The sequence below is a fragment of the Pseudomonas sp. KB-10 genome (assembly GCF_018221585.1).
Classification (GTDB): domain Bacteria; phylum Pseudomonadota; class Gammaproteobacteria; order Pseudomonadales; family Pseudomonadaceae; genus Aquipseudomonas; species Aquipseudomonas yangonensis.
Map to the genome: position 1 here is coordinate 65379 of NZ_QYYB01000012.1, position 25513 is coordinate 90891.

27 protein-coding genes are annotated in these 25513 nt (G+C 64.7%); 9 read left to right on the forward strand and 18 right to left on the reverse strand.

Features of this window, described 5'->3' with window-relative positions; genetic code table 11:
- Positions 1 to 162: 162 nt before the first annotated feature.
- The 6 genes from DXK50_RS23840 to DXK50_RS23865 all read left to right on the forward strand — a co-directional run bounded on the left by DXK50_RS23840 (position 163) and on the right by DXK50_RS23865 (position 5470).
- The gene (locus tag DXK50_RS23840; RefSeq protein ID WP_212632000.1) at positions 163 to 1026 is read left to right on the forward strand and encodes a YicC/YloC family endoribonuclease; all 864 of its coding nucleotides are present in this window, start codon (positions 163 to 165) and stop codon (positions 1024 to 1026) included.
- 58 nt (positions 1027 to 1084) lie between these two features.
- Entirely contained in the window at positions 1085 to 1705 is a 621-nt protein-coding gene (gene gmk, locus DXK50_RS23845) for a guanylate kinase (RefSeq protein ID WP_212632001.1), read from the forward strand.
- A gap of 94 nt (positions 1706 to 1799) precedes the next feature.
- Positions 1800 to 2063, forward strand: coding sequence for a DNA-directed RNA polymerase subunit omega (gene rpoZ / locus DXK50_RS23850; RefSeq protein WP_003242550.1), 264 nt, complete (start codon positions 1800 to 1802; stop codon positions 2061 to 2063).
- A gap of 63 nt (positions 2064 to 2126) precedes the next feature.
- Positions 2127 to 4238: a bifunctional GTP diphosphokinase/guanosine-3',5'-bis pyrophosphate 3'-pyrophosphohydrolase gene (gene spoT, locus DXK50_RS23855; protein WP_212632002.1), complete on the forward strand. Its 2112-nt coding sequence runs from the start codon at positions 2127 to 2129 to the stop codon at positions 4236 to 4238.
- Positions 4239 to 4306: 68 nt separating this feature from the next.
- A complete protein-coding gene (locus DXK50_RS23860) occupies positions 4307 to 4687 on the forward strand; it encodes a RidA family protein (protein WP_024310054.1) in 381 nt (126 codons plus the stop codon).
- A gap of 57 nt (positions 4688 to 4744) precedes the next feature.
- The gene (locus tag DXK50_RS23865; protein ID WP_161867944.1) at positions 4745 to 5470 is read left to right on the forward strand and encodes a hypothetical protein; all 726 of its coding nucleotides are present in this window, start codon (positions 4745 to 4747) and stop codon (positions 5468 to 5470) included.
- Positions 5471 to 5505: 35 nt separating this feature from the next.
- Here the strand turns inward: DXK50_RS23865 and DXK50_RS23870 are convergent, their stop codons facing one another.
- The 3 genes from DXK50_RS23870 to DXK50_RS23880 all read right to left on the reverse strand — a co-directional run bounded on the left by DXK50_RS23870 (position 5506) and on the right by DXK50_RS23880 (position 7920).
- Positions 5506 to 6123 carry a LysE family translocator gene (locus DXK50_RS23870; protein WP_212632003.1) on the reverse strand — a complete coding sequence of 206 codons (618 nt, stop codon included), beginning with the start codon at positions 6121 to 6123 and terminating at the stop codon, positions 5506 to 5508.
- 137 nt (positions 6124 to 6260) lie between these two features.
- The gene (locus tag DXK50_RS23875) at positions 6261 to 7061 is read right to left on the reverse strand and encodes an AraC family transcriptional regulator (RefSeq protein WP_212632004.1); all 801 of its coding nucleotides are present in this window, start codon (positions 7059 to 7061) and stop codon (positions 6261 to 6263) included.
- Position 7062: 1 nt separating this feature from the next.
- Positions 7063 to 7920 (reverse strand): NAD-dependent epimerase/dehydratase family protein, encoded by an 858-nt coding sequence (locus DXK50_RS23880; RefSeq protein WP_212632005.1) that lies wholly within the window; start codon positions 7918 to 7920, stop codon positions 7063 to 7065.
- Between the two features lie 189 nt (positions 7921 to 8109).
- Between DXK50_RS23880 and DXK50_RS23885 the strand changes: the two genes are divergently transcribed.
- The 3 genes from DXK50_RS23885 (at position 8110) to DXK50_RS23895 (ending at position 12621) form a co-directional block, all read left to right on the forward strand.
- Positions 8110 to 9039, forward strand: coding sequence for a hydrogen peroxide-inducible genes activator (locus tag DXK50_RS23885; protein ID WP_161867940.1), 930 nt, complete (start codon positions 8110 to 8112; stop codon positions 9037 to 9039).
- Positions 9040 to 9047: 8 nt separating this feature from the next.
- The gene (gene recG, locus DXK50_RS23890; protein WP_212632006.1) at positions 9048 to 11123 is read left to right on the forward strand and encodes an ATP-dependent DNA helicase RecG; all 2076 of its coding nucleotides are present in this window, start codon (positions 9048 to 9050) and stop codon (positions 11121 to 11123) included.
- Positions 11124 to 11214: 91 nt separating this feature from the next.
- Complete coding sequence (locus DXK50_RS23895; RefSeq protein ID WP_212632007.1) at positions 11215 to 12621, forward strand: aminoacyl-tRNA deacylase and HDOD domain-containing protein; 1407 nt, start codon at positions 11215 to 11217, stop codon at positions 12619 to 12621.
- A gap of 19 nt (positions 12622 to 12640) precedes the next feature.
- Here the strand turns inward: DXK50_RS23895 and DXK50_RS23900 are convergent, their stop codons facing one another.
- The 15 genes from DXK50_RS23900 to fliH all read right to left on the reverse strand — a co-directional run bounded on the left by DXK50_RS23900 (position 12641) and on the right by fliH (position 25513).
- A complete protein-coding gene (locus tag DXK50_RS23900) occupies positions 12641 to 13393 on the reverse strand; it encodes a hypothetical protein (RefSeq protein WP_212632008.1) in 753 nt (250 codons plus the stop codon).
- Between the two features lie 81 nt (positions 13394 to 13474).
- Positions 13475 to 13870, reverse strand: coding sequence for a helicase (locus DXK50_RS23905; RefSeq protein WP_212632009.1), 396 nt, complete (start codon positions 13868 to 13870; stop codon positions 13475 to 13477).
- Positions 13871 to 14017: 147 nt separating this feature from the next.
- Entirely contained in the window at positions 14018 to 14290 is a 273-nt protein-coding gene (locus DXK50_RS23910; protein WP_003242571.1) for an HU family DNA-binding protein, read from the reverse strand.
- A 188-nt stretch (positions 14291 to 14478) separates the two neighbouring features.
- Positions 14479 to 15627: an NAD(P)/FAD-dependent oxidoreductase gene (locus DXK50_RS23915; RefSeq protein WP_212632010.1), complete on the reverse strand. Its 1149-nt coding sequence runs from the start codon at positions 15625 to 15627 to the stop codon at positions 14479 to 14481.
- A gap of 310 nt (positions 15628 to 15937) precedes the next feature.
- The gene (locus DXK50_RS23920) at positions 15938 to 16693 is read right to left on the reverse strand and encodes an outer membrane beta-barrel protein (RefSeq protein ID WP_161867934.1); all 756 of its coding nucleotides are present in this window, start codon (positions 16691 to 16693) and stop codon (positions 15938 to 15940) included.
- Positions 16694 to 16903: 210 nt separating this feature from the next.
- Positions 16904 to 18244, reverse strand: a complete 1341-nt coding sequence (locus tag DXK50_RS23925; RefSeq protein ID WP_212632011.1) for a hemolysin family protein — start codon at positions 18242 to 18244, stop codon at positions 16904 to 16906.
- A 62-nt stretch (positions 18245 to 18306) separates the two neighbouring features.
- Complete coding sequence (gene phoR, locus DXK50_RS23930) at positions 18307 to 19626, reverse strand: phosphate regulon sensor histidine kinase PhoR (protein ID WP_161867932.1); 1320 nt, start codon at positions 19624 to 19626, stop codon at positions 18307 to 18309.
- 42 nt (positions 19627 to 19668) lie between these two features.
- On the reverse strand, positions 19669 to 20358 hold the full coding sequence (gene phoB / locus DXK50_RS23935; protein WP_003242584.1) for a phosphate regulon transcriptional regulator PhoB: 690 nt from the start codon (positions 20356 to 20358) through the stop codon (positions 19669 to 19671).
- A 297-nt stretch (positions 20359 to 20655) separates the two neighbouring features.
- Positions 20656 to 21546, reverse strand: coding sequence for a 4-hydroxybenzoate octaprenyltransferase (ubiA, locus tag DXK50_RS23940; RefSeq protein ID WP_212632012.1), 891 nt, complete (start codon positions 21544 to 21546; stop codon positions 20656 to 20658).
- A gap of 96 nt (positions 21547 to 21642) precedes the next feature.
- Positions 21643 to 22194: a chorismate--pyruvate lyase family protein gene (locus DXK50_RS23945; protein ID WP_161867930.1), complete on the reverse strand. Its 552-nt coding sequence runs from the start codon at positions 22192 to 22194 to the stop codon at positions 21643 to 21645.
- Between the two features lie 72 nt (positions 22195 to 22266).
- Positions 22267 to 22713 carry a flagellar export chaperone FlgN gene (gene flgN, locus DXK50_RS23950; protein WP_212632013.1) on the reverse strand — a complete coding sequence of 149 codons (447 nt, stop codon included), beginning with the start codon at positions 22711 to 22713 and terminating at the stop codon, positions 22267 to 22269.
- Entirely contained in the window at positions 22710 to 22988 is a 279-nt protein-coding gene (gene flgM / locus DXK50_RS23955) for a flagellar biosynthesis anti-sigma factor FlgM (protein ID WP_212632014.1), read from the reverse strand. Before flgM ends, flgN begins: the two co-directional genes overlap by 4 nt.
- Before the next feature lie 77 nt (positions 22989 to 23065).
- Positions 23066 to 23491 carry a flagellar FliJ family protein gene (locus DXK50_RS23960; RefSeq protein WP_212632015.1) on the reverse strand — a complete coding sequence of 142 codons (426 nt, stop codon included), beginning with the start codon at positions 23489 to 23491 and terminating at the stop codon, positions 23066 to 23068.
- Positions 23488 to 24804 carry a flagellar protein export ATPase FliI gene (gene fliI / locus DXK50_RS23965; RefSeq protein WP_013717781.1) on the reverse strand — a complete coding sequence of 439 codons (1317 nt, stop codon included), beginning with the start codon at positions 24802 to 24804 and terminating at the stop codon, positions 23488 to 23490. Before fliI ends, DXK50_RS23960 begins: the two co-directional genes overlap by 4 nt.
- A 16-nt stretch (positions 24805 to 24820) precedes the next feature.
- The gene (gene fliH / locus DXK50_RS23970) at positions 24821 to 25513 is read right to left on the reverse strand and encodes a flagellar assembly protein FliH (RefSeq protein ID WP_161867926.1); all 693 of its coding nucleotides are present in this window, start codon (positions 25511 to 25513) and stop codon (positions 24821 to 24823) included.

Below are 25513 nucleotides of genomic sequence, written 5' to 3' on the forward strand. Positions count from 1 at the left end.
CTTCGTTAAGTGAAAACAGCACGCATTATAGGGGGCGGTCGGCCGCGACGACATGCCGAATTGGCAGCGACTGACCGCAGGCCTGATCGCCTGCACATGAAATGGGCAGGCGCGCTGCGCTACAATCCTGCGTTTTTCGAGCCGACTTTCGCGAGGTATCCCATGGTTCACAGCATGACGGCCTTTGCCCGCAACGAGCAGGCAACCGCCCACGGCACACTGAGCTGGGAGCTGCGCTCGGTCAACCACCGCTACCTCGAGCCGCACCTGCGCCTGCCCGACGCGTTCCGCGATCTCGAAGGCGCGGTGCGTGAGTCGCTGCGCCAGGGCCTTTCGCGCGGCAAGGTGGAATGCACGCTGCGCTTCGCCGAAGAAAGTGCCGGCAAGCAACTGCAGGTCGACAGCGAGCGGGCGCGCCAGCTGATCGCCGCCGCCGAACAGGTCGCCGCGCTAATCCAGCAACCGGCGCCGCTCAACCCACTGGAAGTGCTGGCCTGGCCCGGCGTACTGGTGGCCGACTCGGCCGACCCGCAAGCGCTCAACGCCGCCGCGCTGAAGCTGTTCGACCAGGCATTGGGCGAGCTGAAGACCGGCCGCGCCCGGGAAGGCGCCGAGCTGGCCAAGCTGCTCAACGAGCGCCTCGACAGCATCCTCGATGAAGTCGCTGCCCTACGCGAACTGGTGCCGCAGATGCTCGCCGGCCAGCGCCAGAAGATCGAAACCCGCTTCGCCGAGATGCAGGCCGAGCTCGACCCGCAACGTCTGGAGCAGGAGCTGGTGCTGCTGGCGCAGAAGAGCGACGTGGCCGAGGAACTGGATCGCCTGAGCACCCATGTCAGCGAAGTGCGTCGCGTGCTCAAGGCCGGCGGAGCTGCCGGGCGGCGCCTGGACTTCCTGATGCAGGAGCTCAACCGCGAAGCCAACACCCTCGGTTCCAAGGCCTTCGACCCGCGCAGCACGCAGGCGGCGGTCAACCTGAAAGTGTTGATCGAGCAGATGCGCGAGCAGGTGCAGAATATCGAGTAACGCCAGCCAGACGGCTGCTATCTTTCTTTCGCTCAACGTTTTTCAGGACGCTTCTTTCATGGCCATCACCACCGGCACCCTCTATATCGTTTCCGCACCCTCGGGCGCCGGCAAGACCAGCCTGGTCAAGGCCCTGATCGAGAGCGAGCCGCAGATTCGCGTCTCGGTATCGCACACCACCCGCGCCATGCGCCCGGGCGAAGTGGACGGGGTCAACTACCACTTCGTCGACCATGCACGGTTCAGCGCGATGATCGAGCGCAGCGAGTTCCTCGAGCATGCCCAGGTCTTCGACAATTTCTACGGCACCTCGCAGAAGTGGGTCGAGCAGACCCTGGCCGAAGGCTTCGATCTGATCCTTGAGATCGACTGGCAGGGCGCGCAGCAGGTACGCAAGCTGATGCCGCAAGCCAAGTCCATCTTCATTCTGCCGCCGACCCAGGAAGCACTGCGCCATCGCCTGACCAACCGCGGCCAGGACAGCGGCGAGATCATCGAGCGCCGTATGCGCGAGGCGGTCAGCGAAATGAGCCACTACGTCGAGTACGACTACCTGGTGATCAACGATGACTTCAATCACGCCCTGAGCGATCTGAAAGCCATCTTCCGCAGCAACCAGTTGGCGCAGACGCAGCAGCAGCAGCGCCATGCCGGCCTGCTCAGTGAACTGCTGGCGTAAAACAGCGCTTCCATTGTCGCTGGTGATTTTTTAGACTATTCAGTCCGCTCGCCCGCTCGGGCCAAGCTTATCCGCACAAGTTACGAGGAACACCATGGCTCGCGTTACCGTCGAAGATTGCCTGGACAACGTTGATAACCGCTTCGAACTGGTCATGCTCGCGACCAAGCGTTCGCGCCAGCTGGCCACCGGCGGCAAAGAGCCGAAAGTGGCTTGGGAAAACGACAAGCCCACCGTGGTTGCCCTGCGCGAAATCGCTGCCGGCCTGGTGGACTATGAAGTCGTCGCCCAGGAAGACATCGTCGAAGAAGAACCGCTGTTCGCTGCCTTCGAGGAAGAGGCCAACGAGCCTCTGTAAGTCGATGATGCCGGGTCGAAGTCGCGCGGCGCAGGGCCACAGCTGCCAACGGGAGAGTCTCCCATGGCTGGCATAGACGCTCTCGCCGATCGGCTTTCGGCCTATCTCGGCCATGATCAGGTCAACCTGGTCCGCCGAGCCTACTTCTACGCCGAACAGGCGCACGATGGCCAACGCCGCCGCAGTGGCGAAGCCTACGTGACCCATCCGCTGGCCGTGGCCAGCATCCTCGCCGACATGCACATGGATCATCAGAGCCTGATGGCCGCCATGCTGCACGACGTCATCGAAGACACCGGCATCGCCAAGGAAGCGCTCAACGCGCAGTTCGGCGAAACCGTGGCCGAACTGGTCGACGGGGTCAGCAAGCTGACCCAGATAAACTTCGAGACCAAGGCCGAGGCGCAGGCCGAGAACTTCCAGAAGATGGCCATGGCCATGGCCCGCGACATCCGCGTGATTCTGGTCAAGCTCGCCGACCGTCTGCACAACATGCGCACCCTCGATGCCATGCCGCACGAGAAGAGCCGGCGCATCGCCAAGGAAACCCTGGAAATCTACGCGCCCATCGCCAACCGGCTGGGCATGCACAACATGCGCGTGGAATTCGAAGACCTGGGCTTCAAGGCCATGCACCCGATGCGCTCCGAGCGCATCCGCGCCGCCGTGCGCCGCGCTCGGGGCAACCGCAAGGAAATCGTGGCCAAGATCGAGGAATCGATCCAGATGTGCCTGCAACGCGAAGGCATGGAAGGCGAAGTGATCGGCCGCGAGAAGCACCTGTACAGCATCTACCAGAAGATGCGCGGCAAGCGTAAGGCGTTCAACGAGATAATGGACGTCTACGCCTTCCGCATCATCGTCGACAAGGTCGACACCTGCTACCGCGTGCTCGGCGCCGTGCACAACCTGTACAAGCCGCTGCCGGGACGCTTCAAGGACTACATCGCGATTCCCAAGGCCAACGGCTACCAGTCGCTGCACACCACGCTGTTCGGCATGCACGGCGTGCCCATCGAAATCCAGATCCGCACCCGCGAAATGGAGGAGATGGCCAACAACGGCATCGCCGCGCACTGGCTGTACAAGTCCAACGACGACGAGGTGCCCAAGGGCAACCATGCCCGTGCACGGCAGTGGGTCAAGGGTGTACTGGAACTGCAGCAGCGCGCCGGCAATTCGCTGGAGTTCATCGAAAGCGTAAAGATCGACCTGTTCCCGGACGAGGTCTACGTGTTCACGCCCAAGGGCCGCATCATGGAGCTGCCGAAAGGCTCCACCGCGGTCGACTTCGCCTACGCGGTGCATACCGACGTCGGCAATACCTGCATCGCCTGCCGCATCAACCGCCGCCTGGCTCCGCTGTCGCAGGCGCTGGAAAGCGGCTCGACGGTGGAAATCGTCACCGCGCCGGGCGCCCGTCCGAATCCGGCCTGGCTCAACTTCGTGGTCACCGGCAAGGCGCGCACGCACATCCGCCACGCCCTCAAGCAGCAGCGCCGCTCGGAATCCATCAGCCTCGGCGAACGCCTGCTGAACAAGGTCCTGGCCAGCTTCGACACGCATCTGGAGAAGATTGCCCCCGAGCGCGTACAGGCGGTGCTCGGCGAATACCGCCAGGAAGTCATCGAGGATCTGCTCGAAGACATCGGCCTGGGCAACCGCATGGCCTATGTCGTGGCCCGTCGTCTGCTGGCCGAGAGTGGCGACGAGACCCTGCCGAGCAGCGAAGGGCCGCTGGCGATCCGTGGCACCGAAGGCCTGGTGATGAGCTACGCCAAGTGCTGCACGCCGATTCCGGGCGACCCCATCGTCGGCTACCTGTCCGCCGGCAAGGGCATGGTGGTGCACATGGAAAGCTGCCGGAACATCGTCGACATCCGCCACAACCCGGAAAAATGCATCCAGCTCAACTGGGCCAAGGATGTCACCGGCGAATTCAACGTCGAACTGCGCGTCGAGCTGGAACACCAGCGCGGCCTGATCGCCCTGCTGGCCAGCAGCGTCAATGCCGCCGATGGCAACATCGAGAAGATCAGCATGGACGAACGCGACGGCCGCATCAGCGTCGTGCAGCTGGTGGTCAGCGTGCATGACCGCGTGCACCTGGCCCGCGTGATCAAGAAACTGCGCGCGCTCAAGGGCGTGATGCGTATCACCCGAGTACGCGCCTGACACAATTCCCCTATTTCGATTCTGTAGGCTGGGCGCTCGACCCAGCCAGTTCTCACAAGGAGCGATTCATGAGCAAGACCGTCATCACCAGCGACAAGGCCCCCGCCGCCATCGGCACCTACTCCCAGGCGATCAAGGCCGGCAACACCGTCTACATGTCCGGCCAGATCCCGCTGGACCCGGTGAGCATGGAGCTGGTCGAAGGCTTCGAAGCACAGACCGTGCAGGTGTTCGAGAACCTCAAGGCCGTTGCCGAAGCCGCCGGCGGCTCGTTCAAGGACATCGTCAAGCTGAACATCTTCCTCACCGACCTCTCGCACTTCGCCAAGGTCAACGAGGTGATGGGCCGCTACTTCGAGCAACCCTACCCGGCCCGTGCCGCCATCGGTGTGGCCGCCCTGCCGAAGGGTGCACAGGTGGAAATGGACGCCATCCTGGTCATCGAGTAAGTCATTCGAGCGGGGCACCAGGCCCCGCTCTCCCCCTTCCCCGGCATGGAGATCGCCATGCGTCTGCTTGCTCTGCTGTTACTGGCCGCCCTGCTCGGCGGCTGCGCCAGCGCGCCGAACAACGACCCGAGCGGAACCTGGATCAACCAGGCGGCCATCGACGCCGCACGCGAAAGCGGTCGTCTGCGCGAAGCTCTGCTCGCCTACGGCCCCAACCTCGAATGGCAGATCGACCCCGAGCAACGCCAGGCCAGCTACAGCAACGGCTTCGAACTGGCCGAGGGCAGGCTGCAGAGCGCAGGGGAAGGCCGCTGGCAGGTAACCTTCTATGGCGACTACAAGGAGCAGCTTGCCATTCAGAACGGCGAACTGGTGCAGATCGCCAGCGGCTACTGGCCCGAACAGCACTTCGCCCGTGTTTCCGGCGAATCGAAAGCGCTGGGCAGCAGCTTCGAACAGGCGCTGTACCGCGACTACCTGGGCGGCGACTGGCTGATCGAGGAAGGTCTCGGCCAGGGTGGCCTGGTGCGCTTCAACAGCGACGGTCAGGTCCAGGGCCTGCCTGGCGCCGAACGCTTCGCCCTGTGCCTGGCGGGTGATTGCGCGGCCATGAGCGGCGAACATGACAGCATCTGGCTGCAGGCCGGCGAGCAGGGCAGCCCCTGGCTGTTCGTTCATGAAGGTAATCAGCTGCGCATCTTCGAAGCGCAGAACCGCGCACAGTTCGACGAGATGCCCGAGTACCAGCCCGGCCCGCAGCGCTGGTTGCTCAAGCGCCGCTGATCGCAATGCGCCGCCCGGCAAGGAGCGGCGCCACGCTACAAGGCACCCAGCAACAACCAGCCACCCAGCGCCAGCAGCAAGCCGCCACAGCCGCGATCCAGCCAGCGCACGCGACGCTGCAACCAGCCGCGCCAGCGTTCCTGATCGAGCAGGCGCACCAGCGCCAGATCCCAGAACAGCACCACCAGGGTCATCCATAGCATTGCCAGACCCAGCCCCCAGGCCGGCATCGCCGATTCGCGCAGCACCCCGAACAGCCCGGCATAGAACAGCGGCAGTTTGGGGTTGAGGCTGCTGGCCAGAAGGCCCTGACGCATGCCCTTCCACATCCCGCCCAGCAGCAACTGCTCACCCTGCGGCAGGACCAGATCCCGCCGCGAGGCCAGCGCCTGCAGACCGACCCAGGCGAAATACAGCCCGCCGCCAAGCTGCAAGCCGCGCCACAGCCAGCTGCCTTCGGCAGGCAACAACGCCAGGACGAACAGCACCAGCAGCATGCTCAGCAGGTTGGCCAGGGCGATGCCACAGGCGCAACCATCGGCCTGGCGCCGTCCTTTCGTCAGCGCGGTACGAATCAACAGAAAAAAGTCCGGCCCCGGCGACAGCAAGGCCGCGAAATGAGTACCGGCAACCAGCAGAAACAGCGCGAACATGAAACCTCCGTTTGGCGGAGGCAGTGTCGACAATGACCGGTAGCGCTGTATTGGAAGAAAGTCAGGCTCGCCAGCGTCGCTGGTCGAGGCTGTTTAGTCCTGCATGTGAGGCGCCCCGATGCCGCAACCGCGCCGCATCACGCTTGCGCCAGCATGCGAAAACGGCCTGGAGTGACCCCGGTAAAGCGGCGAAAAACGCCGTTAAAATGCGCCTGGTCGTAGAAGCCCAGGCCCAGCGCGACATCGGCCAGCGCCTGGTCCTGCAGCAACCTGCGCTTGGCCTCACGCACCCGGCGCTGCAGCAGATAGGTATGCGGCGGCACGCCATAGGCACGACGGAAGGCTTCGATCAGGTGACGTGGATGACGCTGCACCAGCGCGGCCAGCTGCTCCAGGCTGACGGCCTCGGTGTAGTGCGCTTCCAGGTAATCACGCAGGTACGCTATCACTCCGCTGTCGCGTGATGCCGGGCGCGCCTGGCGCAAGCCGCCGTGACGCACGAACACCAGCTCCAACAGCGCCAGCAGCTCACTCTCCAGCGCCAGCGCATCGCCCCGCTCGAACTCGCCGGCCAGCCGCGCCAGACCTGCCGCGACCTGACCGTCGTCATGCGGATTGAGTGTACTGAAGCCATTGGGCAGACGCTTGCGCCCGAGCAGCGCGGGCAGACGCGATTCCTCGATATAAAGCATGCGATAGACGACCCGCGCCGACTCGGCATGCCCGGTATGCGGCTCCTCGGGATTCATCAGCGACAGGGTGCCGGCAGGCAGCGCATAGCGCTGGCCACGGCACTGGTAGCCCCCGACACCCCGCACGATGGCGCCGATGGCAAAGGCATCGTGGCTGTGGCGGCCGAACGCCTGACCGGAGAAGTCGGCGTGGAACAGCTCGACGCCCGGCAGCCAGGGCTTGGCCAGCAGACTGTTGGCGTCCATCTCAGCGCTCGGCGAGGATCGCCGCATAACCTTCGCGATAGCTGGGATACTGCGGCGCCCAGCCAAGGGCGCGGGCGCGGGCATTGCTGCAACGCTTGCTGCCGGCGCGGCGCACGCGCTGCTCGTCGCTCCAATGGCTGACGCCCAGGCGCTCGCGCAACCAGGCCACCACCTCGTGCAGCGGCGCCGGCTCGTCATCGACGCCCAGATAGCAATCGGCCAGGGGTACGCCCGCGGCATCGGCCTGCAGCAGCGTGGCGAGCAGCCCCGCTGCGTCATCGACATGAATGCGATTGCCATAGAGCGGCGGCGTCTCGTTGACCTGGTAGCCACCGCGCACTTGCCCCAGCAACCACTCGCGGCCAGGGCCGTAGAGGCCGGTCAGGCGCACCGTGGTCGCAGGCAGGCCACTTTCGAGCGCGACGCGCTCGGCCTCGCGCATGATCACCGCAGAAAAACTCTGGGCTTCGGCCGCAGATTCCTCGTCTACCCATTCGCCGTCCTGCTGCCCATACACCCCGCTGCTGGAGGCGAACAGGATGCGCCGCGGTCGCTGGCCATGCAGCGCCAGCCAGCCCAGCACGCGGCGCAGGCCATCGACATAGGCGGCGCGGTAGCCGGCTTCATCGTGCTGGGTGGCGGCCGCGCAGTACACCAGATAGTCCAGCTGCCCCTGCGGCCAATCCGGCGGGCAGGCATCGGCATGCAGATCGCCCGCCAGCGGTTCGATCGCAGCAGGCAGCGCGGCTACGTTGCGGCGCATGCCCAGCACGCGCCAACCCTGTTCGGCCATACGCAGGCCAAGACGGGTACCGACGTCCCCGCACCCGGCAATCAGCAGGCTGTTGCATCCCGACATGCTGTTCTCCATGACTTAAGCAAAGGCGCAGTGTAACAGCCCGTTTGAAGTCGTCAGCGGAGGGCATGGACGCGGGATATAGGACAGCGCAGAGGCGCAAGTCGAGATAGTTTTGCAACAGTCTATTAGCGCGGTTGGTTCATCTGTTTGCAAAGGCTATGCTTGGCAGCAACTTAATGGATAAACACTATGACCCTCACCGAACTGCGCTATATCGTCACCCTCGCCCAGGAACAGCATTTCGGCCGCGCCGCCGAGCGTTGCCATGTCAGCCAGCCGACCCTGTCGGTCGGCGTGAAGAAGCTGGAGGATGAGCTCGGTGTGCTGATCTTCGAGCGCAGCAAGAGCGCGGTACGCCTGACCCCGGTCGGCGAAGGCATCGTTACCCAGGCACAGAAGGTGCTGGAACAGGCCCAGGGCATTCGTGAGCTGGCTCAGGTCGGCAAGAACCAGCTGGCCGCGCCGCTGAAGATCGGCGCCATCTACACCGTCGGCCCTTATCTGTTCCCGCATCTGATCCCACAGCTGCACCGGGTCGCCCCGGACATGCCGCTGTACATCGAGGAGAACTTCACCCACATCCTGCGCGACAAGCTGCGCACCGGTGAGCTCGACGCCATCATCATCGCCCTGCCATTCCAGGAGGCCGATGTACTGACCAAGCCGCTGTACGACGAGCCGTTCTACGCTCTCCTGCCGGCCGGCCACCCCTGGGCAGCGATGGAAACCATCGACACCAAGCTGCTCAACGACAAGAGCCTGCTGCTGCTCGGCGAAGGCCACTGCTTCCGCGATCAGGTGCTGGAAGCCTGTCCGACCCTGCGCAAGGGCGGCGATGACCACGGCAAGCACACCACGGTGGAGTCCAGCTCGCTGGAAACCATCCGCCATATGGTCGCCTCCGGACTGGGCGTGTCGATCCTGCCGTTCTCGGCGGTGGACAGCCATCACTATGCGCCAGGCGTGATCGAAGTGCGTCCGCTCAGCGCGCCAGTGCCGTTCCGTACCGTGGCCATCGCCTGGCGCGCCAGCTTCCCGCGGCCCAACGCCATCGAAGTGCTGGCCGACTCCATCCGCCTCTGCTCGGTCGCCCGCAGCCCGCAGACCAAGAGCGCCTGAGGCCGGACGTGAGCGAGCTGTCAGCGGTTTCCGTCACCGCGCTGAAAGGCGTAGGCGCCGCGCTGGCGGAAAAACTGGCCAAGGTCGGCCTGGAAAACCTGCAGGACGTGCTGTTCCACCTGCCACTGCGCTACCAGGATCGCACCCGTATCACACCCATCGGGGCACTGCGACCGGGGCAGGATGCGGTGGTCGAGGGCATCGTCGCCGGTGCCGACGTGGTCATGGGTCGGCGGCGCAGCCTGCTGGTGCGTCTGCAGGACGGCAGCGGCACGCTGAGCCTGCGCTTCTTCCATTTCAGCCAGGCGCAGAAGGAAGGCCTCAAACGCGGCACGGCGCTGCGCTGCTATGGCGAAGTGCGCCCCGGCGCCACCGGCCTGGAGATCTACCATCCGGAATACTGCGCGCAGAGCGGCGACGAGCCGGCCCCGGTGGAACAGAGCCTGACCCCCATCTACCCGACCACCGAAGGCCTGACTCAGCAGCGCCTGCGCCAGCTCAGTCAGCAGGCACTGGCGCGCCTGGGCCCCCGCAGCCTGCCGGACTGGCTGCCTGACGAACTGGCCCGCGACTATCGCCTGGCGCCGCTGGATGAGGCCATCCGCTACCTGCACCGACCGCCGCCGGACGCCGATCTCGAAGAGCTCGCCGAAGGCCGTCACTGGGCCCAGTATCGCCTGGCCTTCGAAGAGCTGCTGACCCACCAGCTGTCGCTGCAGCGTCTGCGCGAACAGGTGCGCGCGCAACAGGCGCCGGCCCTGCCGCCAGCGAAGAGGCTGCCGCAGCAGTATCTCGCCAACCTCGGCTTCGCCCCCACCGGCGCGCAACAGCGCGTCGGTGCCGAGATCGCCTATGACCTGGCGCAGAGCGAACCCATGCTGCGTCTGGTGCAGGGCGACGTCGGCGCCGGCAAGACGGTGGTCGCCGCCCTGGCTGCATTACAGGCGCTGGAGGCCGGTTATCAGGTGGCGCTGATGGCACCGACCGAAATTCTCGCCGAGCAGCACTTTCTCAACTTCAGCAAATGGCTTGCACCGCTGGGCCTGGACGTCGCCTGGCTGGCCGGCAAGCTCAAGGGCAAGGCGCGCGCCAGCGCACTGGAACAGATCGCCGGCGGTTGCCCGATGGTGGTCGGCACCCATGCCCTGTTCCAGGACGAAGTGAAGTTCAGGCGTCTGGCTCTGGTGATCATCGACGAGCAGCACCGCTTCGGCGTACAGCAGCGCCTGGCCCTGCGCCAGAAAGGCATCGACGGACGCTTGAGCCCGCATCAGCTGATCATGACTGCCACGCCCATCCCGCGCACCCTGGCGATGAGCGCCTATGCCGATCTGGACACCTCGATCCTCGATGAGCTGCCGCCGGGGCGCACCCCGGTCAACACCCTGGTAATCGCCGACAGCCGCCGTGACGAGGTCATCGAGCGGGTGCGCAACGCCTGCCAACAGGGACGCCAGGCCTACTGGGTGTGCACCCTGATCGAGGAATCAGAAGAACTCACCTGCCAGGCCGCGGAAACCAGCTTCGAGGAACTCTCCGCCGCGCTCGGCGAGCTGCGCGTCGGGCTGATCCACGGGCGCATGAAACCGGCCGAAAAGGCCGCGGTGATGGACGAGTTCAAGCAGGGCCACCTGCAGCTGCTGGTGGCCACCACGGTGATCGAGGTGGGCGTAGACGTGCCCAACGCCAGCCTGATGATCATCGAGAACCCGGAAAGATTGGGATTGGCGCAACTGCACCAGCTGCGCGGCCGGGTCGGTCGCGGCAGCGCCGCCAGTCATTGCGTGCTGCTCTATCACGCGCCATTGTCTCAATTGGGCCGCGAACGCCTGGCGATCATGCGCGAGACCACCGATGGTTTCGTCATCGCCGAGAAGGATCTGGAGCTGCGCGGCCCCGGGGAAATGCTCGGCACCCGACAGACCGGTCTGCTGCAATTCAAGGTCGCTGACCTGATGCGCGACGCCGACCTGCTGCCCGCCGTGCGCGATGCCGCGCAGGCACTTCTGGAACATTGGCCACAACATGTGGCTCCATTGCTGGAGCGCTGGTTGCGTCACGGCCAGCAATACGGTCAAGTGTGAACCTGTTCACAGGACAGCCGTCGCCACGAACCTTTGCACAAAGCCTCGCTGGTTATACTCCGAGGCACATGCGCCAACGCTGGATACCGATATGACTGAAGTCGCCCTCGCCGCCAACGCCAATCCGCAACCGCCCGCCGTGATCGTGCAACTGCTGGAGAAACTCGCCGTGCCCTATCAGGTACGTGCCGAGCGCCCAGGCCAGCCGAGCGAGGCGCGCCTGCAGGCCGTGCTGGTAGACGACGCCGTTGGCGCCCTGCTGGTGCTCTACCCGCGCAGCCACTTGCTGGATCTGTCGCGCCTGGCGGAACTGACCGGGCGCCAGCTCACTGCGGTCAAACCGGAACGTCTGGAACGCATGCTCGGCAAGCACAATCTGACTGCCCTGCCCGGCTTGCCGCCGCTGACCAGTTCGCCCTGCCTGTACGAGGAACGCCTGCTGCAGGTACCGAACCTGCTGATCGATTCCGGCCTGCCCGGTGTGCTGCTGGAAATTCCCACCGAAGCCTTCAAGACCCTGCTGAGCAAGGCCAGCGCGGCGCGTTTCGGTGAGCCGGTCAGCGCGATCAGGCCGAACCTGGATCGCCCGCATGATGACCGCGAGGAGATCACCCAGGCCGTGCGCGCCTTTACCGCACGCCGGATTCAGCAGCGTCTGGAAGAAACCATCGAGATTCCGCCGCTGCCGGAAACCGCCCAGAAGATCATCAAGCTGCGGGTCGACCCCAACGCCACGGTGGACGACATCACCGGCGTGGTGGAAACCGACCCGGCGCTGGCGGCCCAGGTGATCAGTTGGGCGGCATCGCCCTATTACGCCGCACCCGGCAAGATCCGTTCGGTAGAGGACGCCATCGTTCGCGTGCTGGGCTTCGACCTGGTGATCAACCTGGCGCTAGGCCTGGCGCTGGGCAAGACCCTGAGCCTGCCCAAGGATCAACCGCAGCAGGCCACGCCCTACTGGCAGCAGGCGATCTATACCGCTGCAGTGATCGAGGGCCTTACTCGCGCCATGCCCCGCGCGCAGCGCCCGGAAGCCGGCCTGACCTACCTCGCCGGTCTGCTGCACAACTTCGGCTATATGGTCCTGGCGCACGTCTTCCCGCCGCACTTCTCGCTGATCTGCCGGCATCTGGAGGTCAATCCGCATCTGTCGCACAGCCATATCGAGCAGCACCTGCTGGGTATCACCCGCGAGCAGATCGGCGCCTGGCTGATGCGTCACTGGGATATGCCGGAAGAGCTGGCCAGCGCCCTGCGCTTCCAGCACGACCCGAGCTACGCTGGCGACAACGCCGCCTTCCCCAACCTGGTGTGCCTGGCCGTCAGCCTCCTGCGCAACCGTGGCATCGGCGCCGGACCACAGAGCGAGATTCCCGATGAGCTGTTCGAGGCTCTGGGGCTTAGCCGGGAAAAAGCCGAGGACGCCGTAAGCAAGGTGCTCAGTGCCGAAGTCGCCCTGCGCGAGCTCGCGGCGCAGTTTCAGCATTCGCACTGACAGGCGTCCGGCCCGGTAATTACCGCTTGCTCGCCGTCTTGCGCAACTGCTCGCGGCGCTCGGCGAACAGCTGCGGCAGAACTGCCAGACTGACGTTGAGCAATTGGCTGACGCTGGGATGCTCGTATAACGCCGCATACTCGGCCAGCTGATCGCTGGGCATCTGCCGGTAGGCATAGAACATGAAGGTTTCCACCGCCTGCCCGCTGGACTGGCGGATGGCGTCGGCCTGCTTCTGCGTCTGCGCCTGCAGCTCGGCCTCGCCGAGGCTTTCCCCCCGCGCCCTTAGCGCCTGCAGCGCCTGGGTCTTGCCGACTTCGTAACGCAGCAGGCTGGCCAGTTCGGTGGTGCGCGCGGCGGCATCGAGGCGTTTGACCAGTTCCAGACGCGCGCCTCGTGGCGGCTGTGCCTGCAATCGCTGGCGGTATTCAGCCAGCCCTTGCGGCTGCTCACCGACTGCACGTTCGGCCGCGGTGAAGCGCTGCGCCAGCGGGCTGTCGAGACGCTCATGCGCCTGCTCGGCTTGCGCAGCATCGAAACGGGAGCCGACCCGTTCAGCCAGTTCGAGACAGAACGCCTCGCTTGCGAACAGCTGCGCAAGGCGTTTCTGTTCGGCATCAGCCTGGCCGCGCTGCAACAACGGCGCGCTCTGCTCGCAGAGTAGGTGGATACCCGCCAGCTCGAACAACGGCAACAGGGTTTTGGCGGAGGCCGGCTCGGCTCGCGCAGTGACGGCGACCAGCAACAGCAGGGGCAGGAGGAAAAGGCGCATGCTCAGGCTTTCCACAGGAACGTGCCTGGCAGCCTAACCAAAGCGTAGCGTCGCGGCCAGCCGCGACGCGAACTGGTGCTATCAGGCAGCCTTTTTCGGTGCTTCGGTCTTCTTCTTCGGCGTCAGGTACTTGGTCAGCCCCTGGAACCACATGACCAGTGCCGGATTGCCCTGGATCTGGATGTCCTTGTTCTGGATACCCTGCATGAAGGCCAGCTGTTTGTTCTTCGCAGTCATGGTCTCGAAGCCGTAGACGGCGTCCTTGAAACCAATGGCGAAAGCAGGCGCTTGAGCCACACCGCGTTTGCTGGTGACACGCTGACCGGCGACGATGAAATGGCGGGCAACCTTTCCATCGAGAGTGTGCAGCTGAAAGACCATGTCGCGACCTTCGAGCTGCTGGCGGAATGCCGGGTTTTCACGGCTGGCCTTGGCCATCAGGCGACCCAGCATCCACAAAAGAAAACGGAATTTCATGCACAGGCCCTCGTGATCGAAGATGATGGGCGCGCATTGTAGTGGTTTTTCCGCAGGACTACAGCCTGTCGAAAGCATGGCTGCGATGACGGTGGGGTAACCAGGCTGCTTAGGGTTCCCGGAGCCGAGCGGCTCCGGGCAGCGGGCTCAGTTGACCGCGTCTTTCAGGGATTTGCCCGGCTTGAAGGCCACGGTGTTGCTGGCCTTGATCTTCACCGGTTGGCCGGTTTGCGGGTTCTTGCCCGTGCGGGCACCACGGTGGCGCTGGACGAATGTACCGAAGCCAACCAGGGTCACACTGTCCTTGCGGTTCAATGCACCGGTGATTTCTTCCAGTACGGCGTTGAGTACACGATTGGCCTGATCCTTGGTCAGATCAGCCTTTTCGGCGATGGCGGCGGCGAGTTCCGGTTTACGCATAGATGCCTCTTTGACGGTTTTTTGTTGTTGTGTCCGTGCTGTTCTTCCAGAACAGCGCCCAAGGCGCCGCAACAGCTCTGCGCTGCGGCAGACCCTTGGGAGAATGGCATGCCGCATCGCGCTGCGCCAGTGTCGCCCGCCACTTTAACCAGGCAAATTCGTGGCGTATCCGACAGAACGGCAGGCGATCATGCCAGCAGCGCGGGCAATTCCTTGTTCAGGGCCAGTTTCTCCTGCACCGCGGCGCCGGTCAGGGCATAACCGAGCAGAGCTCCGGAAGCCTCGCGGCAGAGCGCCTTGATATCGCTGCCGCTGCCTTCGACCGTCCATTGACCCTCGCGCCCACGCGGCGGCGGCGAAACCACCAGCGGACACACCGGCGTCTTGACCGTCACCGGCATCGGCCCGTAGCTGACCGCCGTCGGCTCGCCGGCCAGGGTCTTGGCCAAGGCACGGGCGCAGGCCATCAGTGGCATGACGTAAAGCAGGTTGAGACCATCGACCTCGGCGCAATCACCCAGGGCGTAGATATTGGCGTGCGAGGTGCGCAGGTGGCGGTCGACCATCACGCCACGGTTGATGTCGAGACCGGCAGCCGCAGCGAGCGCAGTCCGCGGGCGCAGGCCGACGGCGGAGACCACTGCGTCGCACGGGATCAGACGGCCATCGGACAACGTCGCCTGCAGCGCATCGCCCTGACGATCGAGGCTGGCCAGCACCGGGCCGAGGTGGAAACGCACGCCCAGCCCCTCCAGGCCAGCCTGGACGGCGGACGCCGCAGCCGGATGCAGCAGCCCGGGCATCACCTGCTCACAGGGCGCCAGCAACTCGACCTCGTAGCCGCCGGCAGTCAGATCGTTGGCGAACTCGCAGCCGATCAGGCCGGCACCGAGGATCAGCACACGACGCTTGCCGGCCACGGCGGCGCGAAAACGCGCGTAGTCCTCCAGATCGTTGATCGGGAATACCGCGTCCTGCGCGTCACCTTCCACCGGGATGCGAATCGGCTCGGCGCCCCAGGCCAGGATCAGATCGCGATACGCCACGGCCTCCTCGCCAATCCACAGGCGCTTGTGGCCGGGGTCGATACCGGTGATGCGGGTGTGGGTGCGAATCTCTGCGTTGAGCTGCTCGGCCATGGCGCCGGCCTCGGCCATCGCCAGGCCATCGGCGTCCTTGTTCTTGCCGAAGCCGGTGGACAGCATCGGCTTGGAATAGGAACGCCCGTCGTCGGCGGTAATCAGCAGCAGGGGCGTCTGCGTGTCGAGCTTGCGCCATTCCTTGGCCAGGTTGTAGCCGGCCAGGCCGGTCCCGACGATGACGACTGGTGCATTCATGCTGTGATTCCTCGCTACACAAACGACGCAACGGCCTGCTGGCCGTCACCATTGATTCATAGGTTCAGGGGCGCTCGATAGGTTCGTAGTCGACCTTGGCCACAGCTCTCCAGGACCGTGTCAGTCAGGTGACAGGTCTTCACGGGCGGTGGCGGATTCACACCCTACTGGATCGGGCAGCAGCTGGCCAGAAGCGGCTCGGCAAGCCAGACAGAGGTTGGGGATGGCATACACGGATGCAGCGGCGCGGTGAACAACAGCGAGGGGAAACCGCCCGACAGCGCGGGCGGTTCTTCAAGTGCGGCTTGGCTTAGAACGCCAGACCGACACGCAGGCCGACCTGCTCCTGCTTGAGCTTGCTGCGCTCAGCCAGCTCGCTGTTGCTGTCGAGCTCGTAGCGGGTCTGGGTGTAGTACAGGCTGGTGCTGATCGGCAGGTTGTTGATGCCCTTGTTCCACAGCATGGTCAGCTCGCCGTAGGGGTTGACCTTGTTCTTCAGGTCCACCGAGTCGCTGTCACCGTCGACCTTCAGGCGCGCCTCGGAGTCGATGGAATAACGCGCGCCCACTTCCAGGCGCAGGGTGTAGTCCGGCGTCAGGTAGTTGTAGCCGAGCCCGGCCTTGGCGAAGGGCGATTTGCTGGTCAGCTTGACGTTGCTGTCGAACGGGCCGACATCATCCTGCTCGATACGGCCCCAGTCGTAGCCGCCACCGACGATCAGATCGACGTAGTTGTTGGTGCTCAGTGCGGCACGCATACCCAGATCGATATCGGCACGTGCGGACTTGTATTCCACATCGTCCTTGTCGCGGTACTGGCCTTCGATGCCGGCCTGGTAGATGAAGCCTTCCTGTCCGGTCAGCTTGTTGCCGAAGTGGTAGAACAGGCCGCCCTGATTGAGCCGTTCCTTGTCGCTTTCATCGTCCACGGTGAGTTTGTACTGGTTGTGCGAAGCGATGACACCGAAGGTGGAGATGGGGTCGGTGACCGAGTCTGCGTAGGCCTGCGAAGCGCCCGCCAGGCAAAGGGCGAGTGTTGCTTTGGGGGTTATGCTGGACAGCTGCATGACGATTTCCTTGGCAATGATTGACGAGCGCCACCACCCAGAGGTGGGACGCAAGTACCTAGACTGTCGATGCAACGAGTGATTCGCCAAGCCTGACAAGCGGTCGCGAAACTGAACGAGACCTGAACAGGCCTGGGTTTGAAGAAAAAAAGCTGACCGAATGGACACCCCCTCCGGCCGTATTTTCTCCGGCCGTGGCGCTTTGCCAATTCAGTCCAGCTTGACCACCTTGGCCAGGACCACCTTCGGCCCTTTCATCTTCTTGACGATGATGCGCAGGCCATCGGTTTCCAGCACCTCCTCTTGCTCGGGCATGCGCTTGAGGGTCTCGTAGATCAGACCGGCGAGCGTCTCGGCCTCGATATGGTCGAGGTCGACGCCGAGCAGGCGCTCGACCTTGGCCAGCGGCGTGTCGCCGCGCACCAGCAGCTTGCCCGGCTGGTAGGCGAGAATGCCGCGCTCGGCCTTGCGGTGTTCGTCCTGGATATCGCCCACCAGCGCTTCCAGCACATCCTCCATGGTCAGGTAGCCGATCACCTTGCCGTCGGCCTCCTCGACCAGGGCAAAATGTGCGCCGCCCTGGCGGAACTGCTCGAGCAATTGCGACAGCGGCATGTGCCGGCTGACGCGCTCCAGCGGGTGCATCAGGTCCCCCAGCTTCAGCGCCGAAGGCAGCATTTCCAGCAAGGACAGGTGCAGCAGCAGATCCTTGATGTGCAGCACGCCGACGAACTCGCCCTTGCTCTCGTCGAAGATCGGGTAGCGGCTGTACTTGTGTCGGCGGAAGGTGGCGAATACCTGATCCAGGCTGGCATTGAGCTCGAGGAAGATCAGGTCCTCACGCGAGTTGGCCCAGTCCACCACCTCCAGCTCGCCCAGCTCCACCGCCGACGCCAGCACGCGCAGGTCCTGGTCGTTGTCGCTGGTGGCGCGGCTGGAATGCAGAATCAGCTTGAGTTCTTCACGGCTGTAGTGGTGCTCGTGGTGCGGCCCCGGCTCACCCTGCCCGGCGATGCGCAGGATGGCGTTGGCGCTGGCATTGAGCACGAAGATCGCCGGATACATCAGCCAGTAGAAGGCGTACAGCGGCGCGGCTGTCCACAGCGACAGCAGCTCGGGTTTGCGGATGGCCCAGGACTTGGGCGCCAGCTCGCCGATGACGATGTGCAGGTAGGAAATGATCGAGAACGCGGTGAAGAAGGCGATGCCGTGAATCAGCTTCGGTGACTCGACGCCCACCGCCACCAGCAGCGGCGTGAGCAACTCGGCGAAGGCCGGCTCGCCTACCCAGCCCAGGCCCAGCGACGCCAGGGTGATGCCCAGCTGGCAGGCCGAGAGATAGGCATCCATCTGATTGTGTACGGTGCGCAGGATGTGCCCGCGCCAGCCGTGAGCCTCGGCCAGCGCGTCGACCTTGGTCGCGCGCAGACGCACGATGGCGAACTCCGCAGCGACGAAGAAGCCGTTGAGCAGAACCAGAAACAGGGCAAACAGCATGAGGCCGAAATCGGCAAAGTAGGCAGAAGCGGGGAGACTCGCGGAGGGGTCCATGGAGGTTCGGATTGGCCAATGATCGCTAGAGGTTGGAGCTTCGTCGTGGCGAATGCAAGCATTCAGCGCGCGCGCTGCACCACCTGCGCTGCGGCGAAATGGCAGGTAAAGGTGCTGCCCTTGCCGAGAACGCTGCTGATTTCCAGATTGCCACGATGGCGCAACAGCACGTGCTTGACGATGGCCAGGCCGAGACCGGTGCCGCCGGTGTTGCTGGCACGGCTGGAGTCGACCCGGTAGAAGCGCTCGGTCAGGCGCGGCAAATGCTTGGCCTCGATGCCCATGCCGGTATCGCTGACCGCCAGGTGCGCGCCCTGCTCGTCGCCCCACCAGCGAATGCGGATATCGCCGCCGGCCGGGGTATACTTCACTGCATTGAACACCAGGTTGGAGAAGGCGCTGCGCAGCTCCGCCTCGCTCCCTTTGAGTTTGAGGTGCGGATCGGCCTCCAGGCTGATGCGATGCAGCTGATCACCGGATAACGCCTGGGCATCGTTCTTGATCGACAACAGCATCAGATCGACCGCCACCGGCTGGTTGTCCGAGGGGTAGTCGGTGGCCTCCAGCTTGGCCAACAGCAGCAGGTCGTTGAGCAGGGTCTGCATCCGTGCGCCCTGCTGCTGCATCTGCTGCAGCGCACGCAGCCAGCGCGGATTGACTGCCTCGACGTTGTCCAGCAGGGTTTCCAGGTAGCCGGCGATCACCGTCAGCGGCGTGCGCAGCTCGTGGGAGACGTTGGCGACGAAATCCTTGCGCATCTGTTCCAGCTGATACAGGCGGGTGACATCACGCACCAGCAGCAGGTGCTCGCGATTGCCGTAGCGGGTGATATGGAACTGCAGACGACGGCGGTCATTGACCGGCGAAGGAATCTCCAGCGCATCGGCGTAATTGCCGCGTTCGAAGTACTCCTTGAAACGTGGATCGCGCACCAGGTTGGCCAGTTGCTGACCGCTGTCCTGCGGCGTCTTGAGGCCCAGCAGGGTCTCGGCGGCGCGGTTCCACCATTCCAGATTGCCCTGGCTGTCGAGCATCACCACGGCATCCTTGAGCGCCGCGGTGGACTCCTGTACGCGATCGATCACCGCCTGCAGGCGGCCGCGGGCCTTCTGATTGCGACGCTGCAGGTGATAGATGCTGTCGAACACCTCGCCCCACAGGCCGTAGCCATCCGGCGGCGGCTCATCGGGTTTGTGCTCACGCAGCCATTTATGCAGGCGCAGCAGTTGGCTGAGGGTCCAGCCCAGGTGGATGGCCAGACCAAAGGCCAGCACCCAGGCGTACTCGCCGGTGATGAAGCCCAGCAGCAGGCAGGCGCCGATCAACAGCAACAGCCGGCGCACAACGGCGCCACGCCAGTCATGATTCACGATGAAGCGCATCCTTGTGAGAAGCGCGAGTGCGCAAAAGCACCGCGCCCGCGATTAACCTTTCGTGGAGAAACGATACCCAGTCCCGCGCACGGTTTGTACCAGGTTTTCGTAGGCATCGCCGAGGGCCTTGCGCAAGCGGCGGATATGCACGTCGACGGTGCGCTCCTCGACGTAGACGTTGCCACCCCACACCTGGTCGAGCAACTGGCCGCGGGTGTAGGCGCGTTCCTGATGGGTCATGAAGAACTGCAGCAGACGGTATTCGGTCGGGCCCATCTCGGCCGGTTTGCCGTCGATGGTGACACGATGGCTGATCGGGTCGAGCAGCAGGCCGCCGACCTCGATCGGCGCCTCGCTGTCGCTGGGGCCGGCACGACGCAGCACGGCCTTGAGACGGGCTACCAGCTCACGCGGCGAGAAGGGCTTGGTGATGTAGTCGTCGGCGCCGACCTCCAGGCCCTGGATCTTGTTGTCTTCTTCACCCTTGGCGGTGAGCATGATGATCGGGATATCGCTGGTCAGCTCGTCGCGCTTCAGGCGTCGGGCCAGCTCGATGCCACTGGTACCGGGCAGCATCCAGTCGAGCAGGATCAGATCGGGTTTGCGGTCGACGATCACGGCATGGGCCTGCTGGGTATTCTCCGCTTCCAGGCACTCGTAACCGGCCATCTCCAGGGCCACCGCGATCATCTCGCGGATCGGTGCTTCGTCATCGACGATCAGGATGTTCTTGCCAACCATGGGGCCTTAGCCTCTATTCGTTCTCTGTCTGCGCCGCATTAGATAACGGAATTATTGCAGCGATATGACAGGTAGGCGGCAGTGCCTGGAGCGTAGTCACGATTTTGCGAGCTGCAGCACTACAAGGCACAAACAGGCGAGGAAAGGTCGGGGTCGCGCTCGGCTTTACTGAAGTAAATGAGCATTACTCGTTTCCCTCGCTCTTCGGGCCGCCCCTTGGACGTTCAGTGACAGGTCACGGTCCGAGCCTGTTTTTAACACAGCAGGGCCGACGCGCAGCAGATCGTCATCACCCGCTCAACGCAATGCGTAGTCCAGCACTATGCCGACAAAGATCGCCAGCCCCGCCCAGTGGTTGTGCAGGAAGGCGTTGAAGCACACCAAGGGCTCGCGGCGGCGGGTCGCGTGGAACTCCCAGGCGAAGCATGCGGCGGCCACCAGCAGACCGAGATGGAAGTAAAGGCCCAGCTCGAAACGTGCGCCAGCCAGCAGCAGACAGAGCAGCGCCAGACCCTGCAGGCTGGCGATGATCAGACGGTCGGCGTCGCCGAACAGGATGGCAGTGGACTTCACCCCGATCTTCAGGTCGTCCTCGCGGTCGGCCATGGCGTAGTAGGTGTCGTAGGCCACGGTCCACAGCAGGTTGGCGATGTACAACAGCCAGGCTTCCGGCGGCAGGCTGCCGGTCTCGGCGGTGAAGGCCATCGGCATGCCCCAGGAGAAAGCCGCGCCGAGCACCACCTGCGGGTAGAATGTGTAACGCTTCATGAAGGGATAGCAGGCGGCCAGGGCCAGGCCGCCGAATGACAGCCAGATGGTGGTGGCGTTGGTGAACAGCACCAGCACGAAACTCATCGCCACCAGCACGGCGAACAGCACCAGTGCTTCGCGCGGCCGGATCTTGCCGCTGGCCAGGGGGCGTAACTGGGTACGGCTGACGTGGCCGTCGAAGTTGCGGTCGGCGTAATCGTTGATCACGCAACCGGCGGCGCGCATCAGAATCACGCCGAACACGAAAATGAACAGGTTCTTCACGCTCGGCACGCCTTCGGCGGCCACCCACAGCGCCCACAGGGTCGGCCACAGCAGCAGGTAGATGCCGATGGGTTTGTCCAGGCGCATCAGCTGAATGAAGTCCCAGGCGCGCGGGTGCAGGCGAGTGGTTGATTGCAGCAGGCGGGTGTACATCGAAGCGTCTCCGTGCAGGTTGCGCGGATTATAAGGGGAAAGCGTCTCGACCGAGGCGCTCGGGTCACCCGCACCCCGGCCCTTTAAGGGGGGCAGCTACGCGTCGATCGTGGCGGCTTGCCAGAACGCCGGCAGAAAGACCTCAGCCACCAGCACCCCCAGCGCGCCGCGGCTGAAGCAGGAACGGCGCGCCCACAGCCGCTCTTCGCGCACCTCCTGCGGCAACCAGGCCGCTGGATAACGACAGGCCTGCAACTCGCCGCGGTCGAAGGCGCGGTCACTGAACAGCAGCTCGCCAAGCGAACGACTGCCCAGCTCGGCCAGGTTCAGCCCGGAGCCTTCCAGCGCACTGCGCGCGGCGACGCTGCGGGCGAACACCCAAGGCTGCCCGTGGCCGCGCAGGTACACCTCACGCACCCAGCCCTGGCTGCCATCGGCCACGCCGAGCAACGCACACTCGTCAACGCGCAGGCGCTGCCAGCCCTCCTGCAGCGGGGTCACCGAGAAGCCGTCATTGGACAGCGCCGTCAGACGGCGGGTCAGCGAGTCCTCGTTGAACAGCCAGTCGCGCACGCCGGCAGCCGGCTGCGGATGCAGCTGGGCGTGGGTCAGCCAGCGCGGCGGATGAGCAAGAGCAGCCTGAGGCACGAAGATAAGTCACCAAAGATCGGAAGCGCGCGAGTCTAGCACGGCACGCTTTGAGGCCGGAGCACACTCGGCTCAATAGGGCTGCGGCGCGTACAGCTGGCCGGCGCCCGGTTCGCCAAGCAGCTGTTCGAGAATCTCGTTGTGCATCGCCAGCAGCTTGCCGTTGCGCTCGTTGAGGCGCTTGCACTGGCCGGCCAGTTGACCGAGCTGCTCCCAGGTGAGTTCGAGGTGTTTGCGCTGAGCCTGTGGATAACGCGCCAGCAGCTTCTGCATGGCGCTGTTGCCACTCCCCAGCTGAAAGGCGGCGAGCACCTTGCTGCGACGCTCAGCGCGGGCCTTGGCCTGATCGACCAGCTGCAGGATCTGTTCGTTGAGCAGGTCGATTTGCCTGCTGTCGCGCTTGAGCAACTGCTGATACAGCTCCTGCATCAGACCGCGCAGGGTCAGATAGTCGGTGCAGTCCTGATGCAGGTCCTGCTCGACGATCTGCAGCAACTGTTGCTCACGCGCAGTGGTCACGCATCGCTACCGCTGTGGTAGGTCAGCATGCTGCCGGCCAGTGCAGCCGGATCGCTGCTCAGCTCGCCGCGCGCCAGGGCGGCCTTGAGCTGAGCGACCTTGTCCAGGTCGACGTCCGGCAGGCTGCGCAGGGCGTCCTGCAACTGCTCCAGACGCGGTTCCTGGCTGACGCTGGTGCGGACATTGGCGCCTGGCTGCGGGCGGGCGCTCTGCACCTGCGCCGGTGCGTCGCTGGGCAGGTTGAGGCTGGGCTTGAGATGCCTGCTGATTTCCATGATTCGAATCCAACTCGCGTGGTGTTATGGCCTAAGAGCGACCGGGCACGGCAAGAACTTAAACACGTCGAATAAAATTAGCTGACCTGGGCGCGCCACCAGGCCTGCGCGGCCAGCCCATCCTGAATCTTCTGCTCCTGACGGGCAAGCTGCTCCTGCCACTGCCCCATCTTGCCCTCGAGAAACTGGGTGATGACCTTCTCGCTGCGCATCGCTGCCAGCAGCTCGCGCTGAATGCGCACCAGGTTCTCCTCGGCCAGCGCCAGTTCGCGACGCTGCAGTTCGACCATCTTGTACAGGGTCGCCTTGTAACGCTGCTGGTTGTCGCGCTGCAGTGGCGTCGTCATCGGCACGGTGAAACCACACAGGCGACTGAGCCCGGTGATGTTGTTGCGGTAGCGCTGGCACAGGTTCTGTTGATAACTGACCCGGCCGAGCATTTGCTGCACCTTGCTGCCGCGCAGGCTGGCCAGGCGTCCGAGCATTTCCAGCTGTTCTTTCATTTGATGATGCTCTGCAAGGTGGCGATGCTGGCGCCAAGCTCGGCGCTGGCACCGACCTCCTGGCGCAGGAAGCGTTCGAGGCTGGGCGCCAGCTGCACGGCGCGGTCGGTCTTGGCGTCCATGCCCGGGGTGTAGCCACCCAGCGGAATCAGCTCCTTGATCTTTTCATAGGTGCTGTAGAACTCCTTGAACTGGCGCCCGGCAGCCAGGTGCGCAGGCTCGCCGACCTGGCTCATGCAGCGGCTGACCGAGGCGGAAATGTCGATGGCCGGGTAGTGGCCGACATCGGCCAGGCGCCTTGAGAGCACGATATGGCCGTCGAGGATGGCGCGCGCGCAGTCGACGATCGGGTCCTGGTGGTCGTCGCCCTCGGCCAGCACGGTGTAGATGGCGCTCAGGCTGCCACTGCCGCTCTCGCCGTTGCCGGCGCTCTCCACCAGCTCCGGCAACATGCCGAACACCGAAGGCGGATAGCCCTTGGTCGCTGGCGGCTCGCCGAGGGCCAGGGCGATCTCGCGCTGGGCCATGGCGTATCGGGTCAGCGAATCGACCAGCAGCAGCACGTCCTGGCCCTGATCGCGAAAATAGGCGGCGATGCTGTGGCACAGCTCGGTGGCCTTCAGGCGCATCAGGGGCGACTCGTTGGCTGGCGCCACCACCACCACGGCCTTGCGCAAGCCTTCCTCGCCAAGCGAATGGAGAATGAATTCCTGCACCTCGCGGCCGCGCTCACCGATCAGCCCGACCACCACCACGTCGGCCTTGGTCTGCCGGGTGATCATCCCCAGCAATACGCTCTTGCCCACCCCGGAGCCGGCGAACAGGCCGACGCGCTGGCCCTTGCCGAGGGTCAGCAGGCCGTTGATGGCGCGCACGCCGACATCCAGCGCGGCCTCCACCGGACGGCGCTTGAGCGGATTGACCGAAGGCAGCTCGACCGGCAACGGGTCACGCCCGGAGAGCTTGCCGCGCTCGTCCAGCGGCTCGCCGAGGCCATTGACCACGCGGCCGAGCCAGGATTCGTCGATCTGCAGCAGCGCCTCGTCCTTGGCCGGGAACACCCGCGAGCCGGCAGCCAGGCCGACCGGCTTCTTGAACGGCATCAGGTAGGTGATGTCGCGGTTGAAGCCGACCACCTGCGCATCCAGCAGGCTGCCGTCGGCCTGCTCGACGCGGCAGCGCTGGCCGGTGCTGCGCTGACAGCCGAGGCTCTCCAGGAGCATGCCGGAGACACGCACCAGGCGCCCGGCCACCTTGGCCAGTTGCACGCCGTCGAGCGAGCGCAGCGCTTCGTCGAGTTTGTAGTCGAGCATCGGCGTCCGCTCCTGCTCAGGCTTCGGTCAGGTGCAGGTGTTCGGCCAGAGTGTCGATGCAGGCATCCAGACGCTGCTGGCACCCCACGTCGGCTTCGGCCTGCGGCGTGACCACGCGGCACTCGCCCAACGCCAGGCGCTCGTCGGCCACCAGCTTCCAGCCGGCGGCACGCTCCGGCGCCACGGCCTTGATCCGCGCGTATTCCTCGGGACTGAGCAGGACCTGCACGTCTTCGGGCTCGCCCGGCATGCTGGCCAGCGCTTCCTCGACCAGCGCCAGCAACTGGGTCGGATGCAGCGTGAGTTCGCAGCGGATCACCTGCTGCGAGACCTTCTTCACCAGCTCGAGCAACTCCTGGCGGCGTTTGTGCTCGAGCTCGCCGAGATACTGTTCGACCTTCTCGCTGATCTGCTGCAGCGGCTGCGCAGCCAGCTCGAACTCACGACGCCCTTCGCTGCGGCCTTGCTCTCGCCCGAGTTGCAGACCCTCGTCGCGCCCCTGCTCGAAGCCGGCCTGGCGCCCGGCTTCCTCGCCCTGCTGCAGGCCGTCCTGATAGCCCTTTTCGATGCCCTGCTGAAAGCCGTCGGCCATGGCCCGCTGCAGGCCGGCGGCATCGCCGCTCCAGTCCGCGGCCGGCTGGCTGCTGCGCGGCGGGAAGCGGTAGGCGCGCCACTGGCGGGCGTCGCCCTTGATCACCTTGACCGTCAT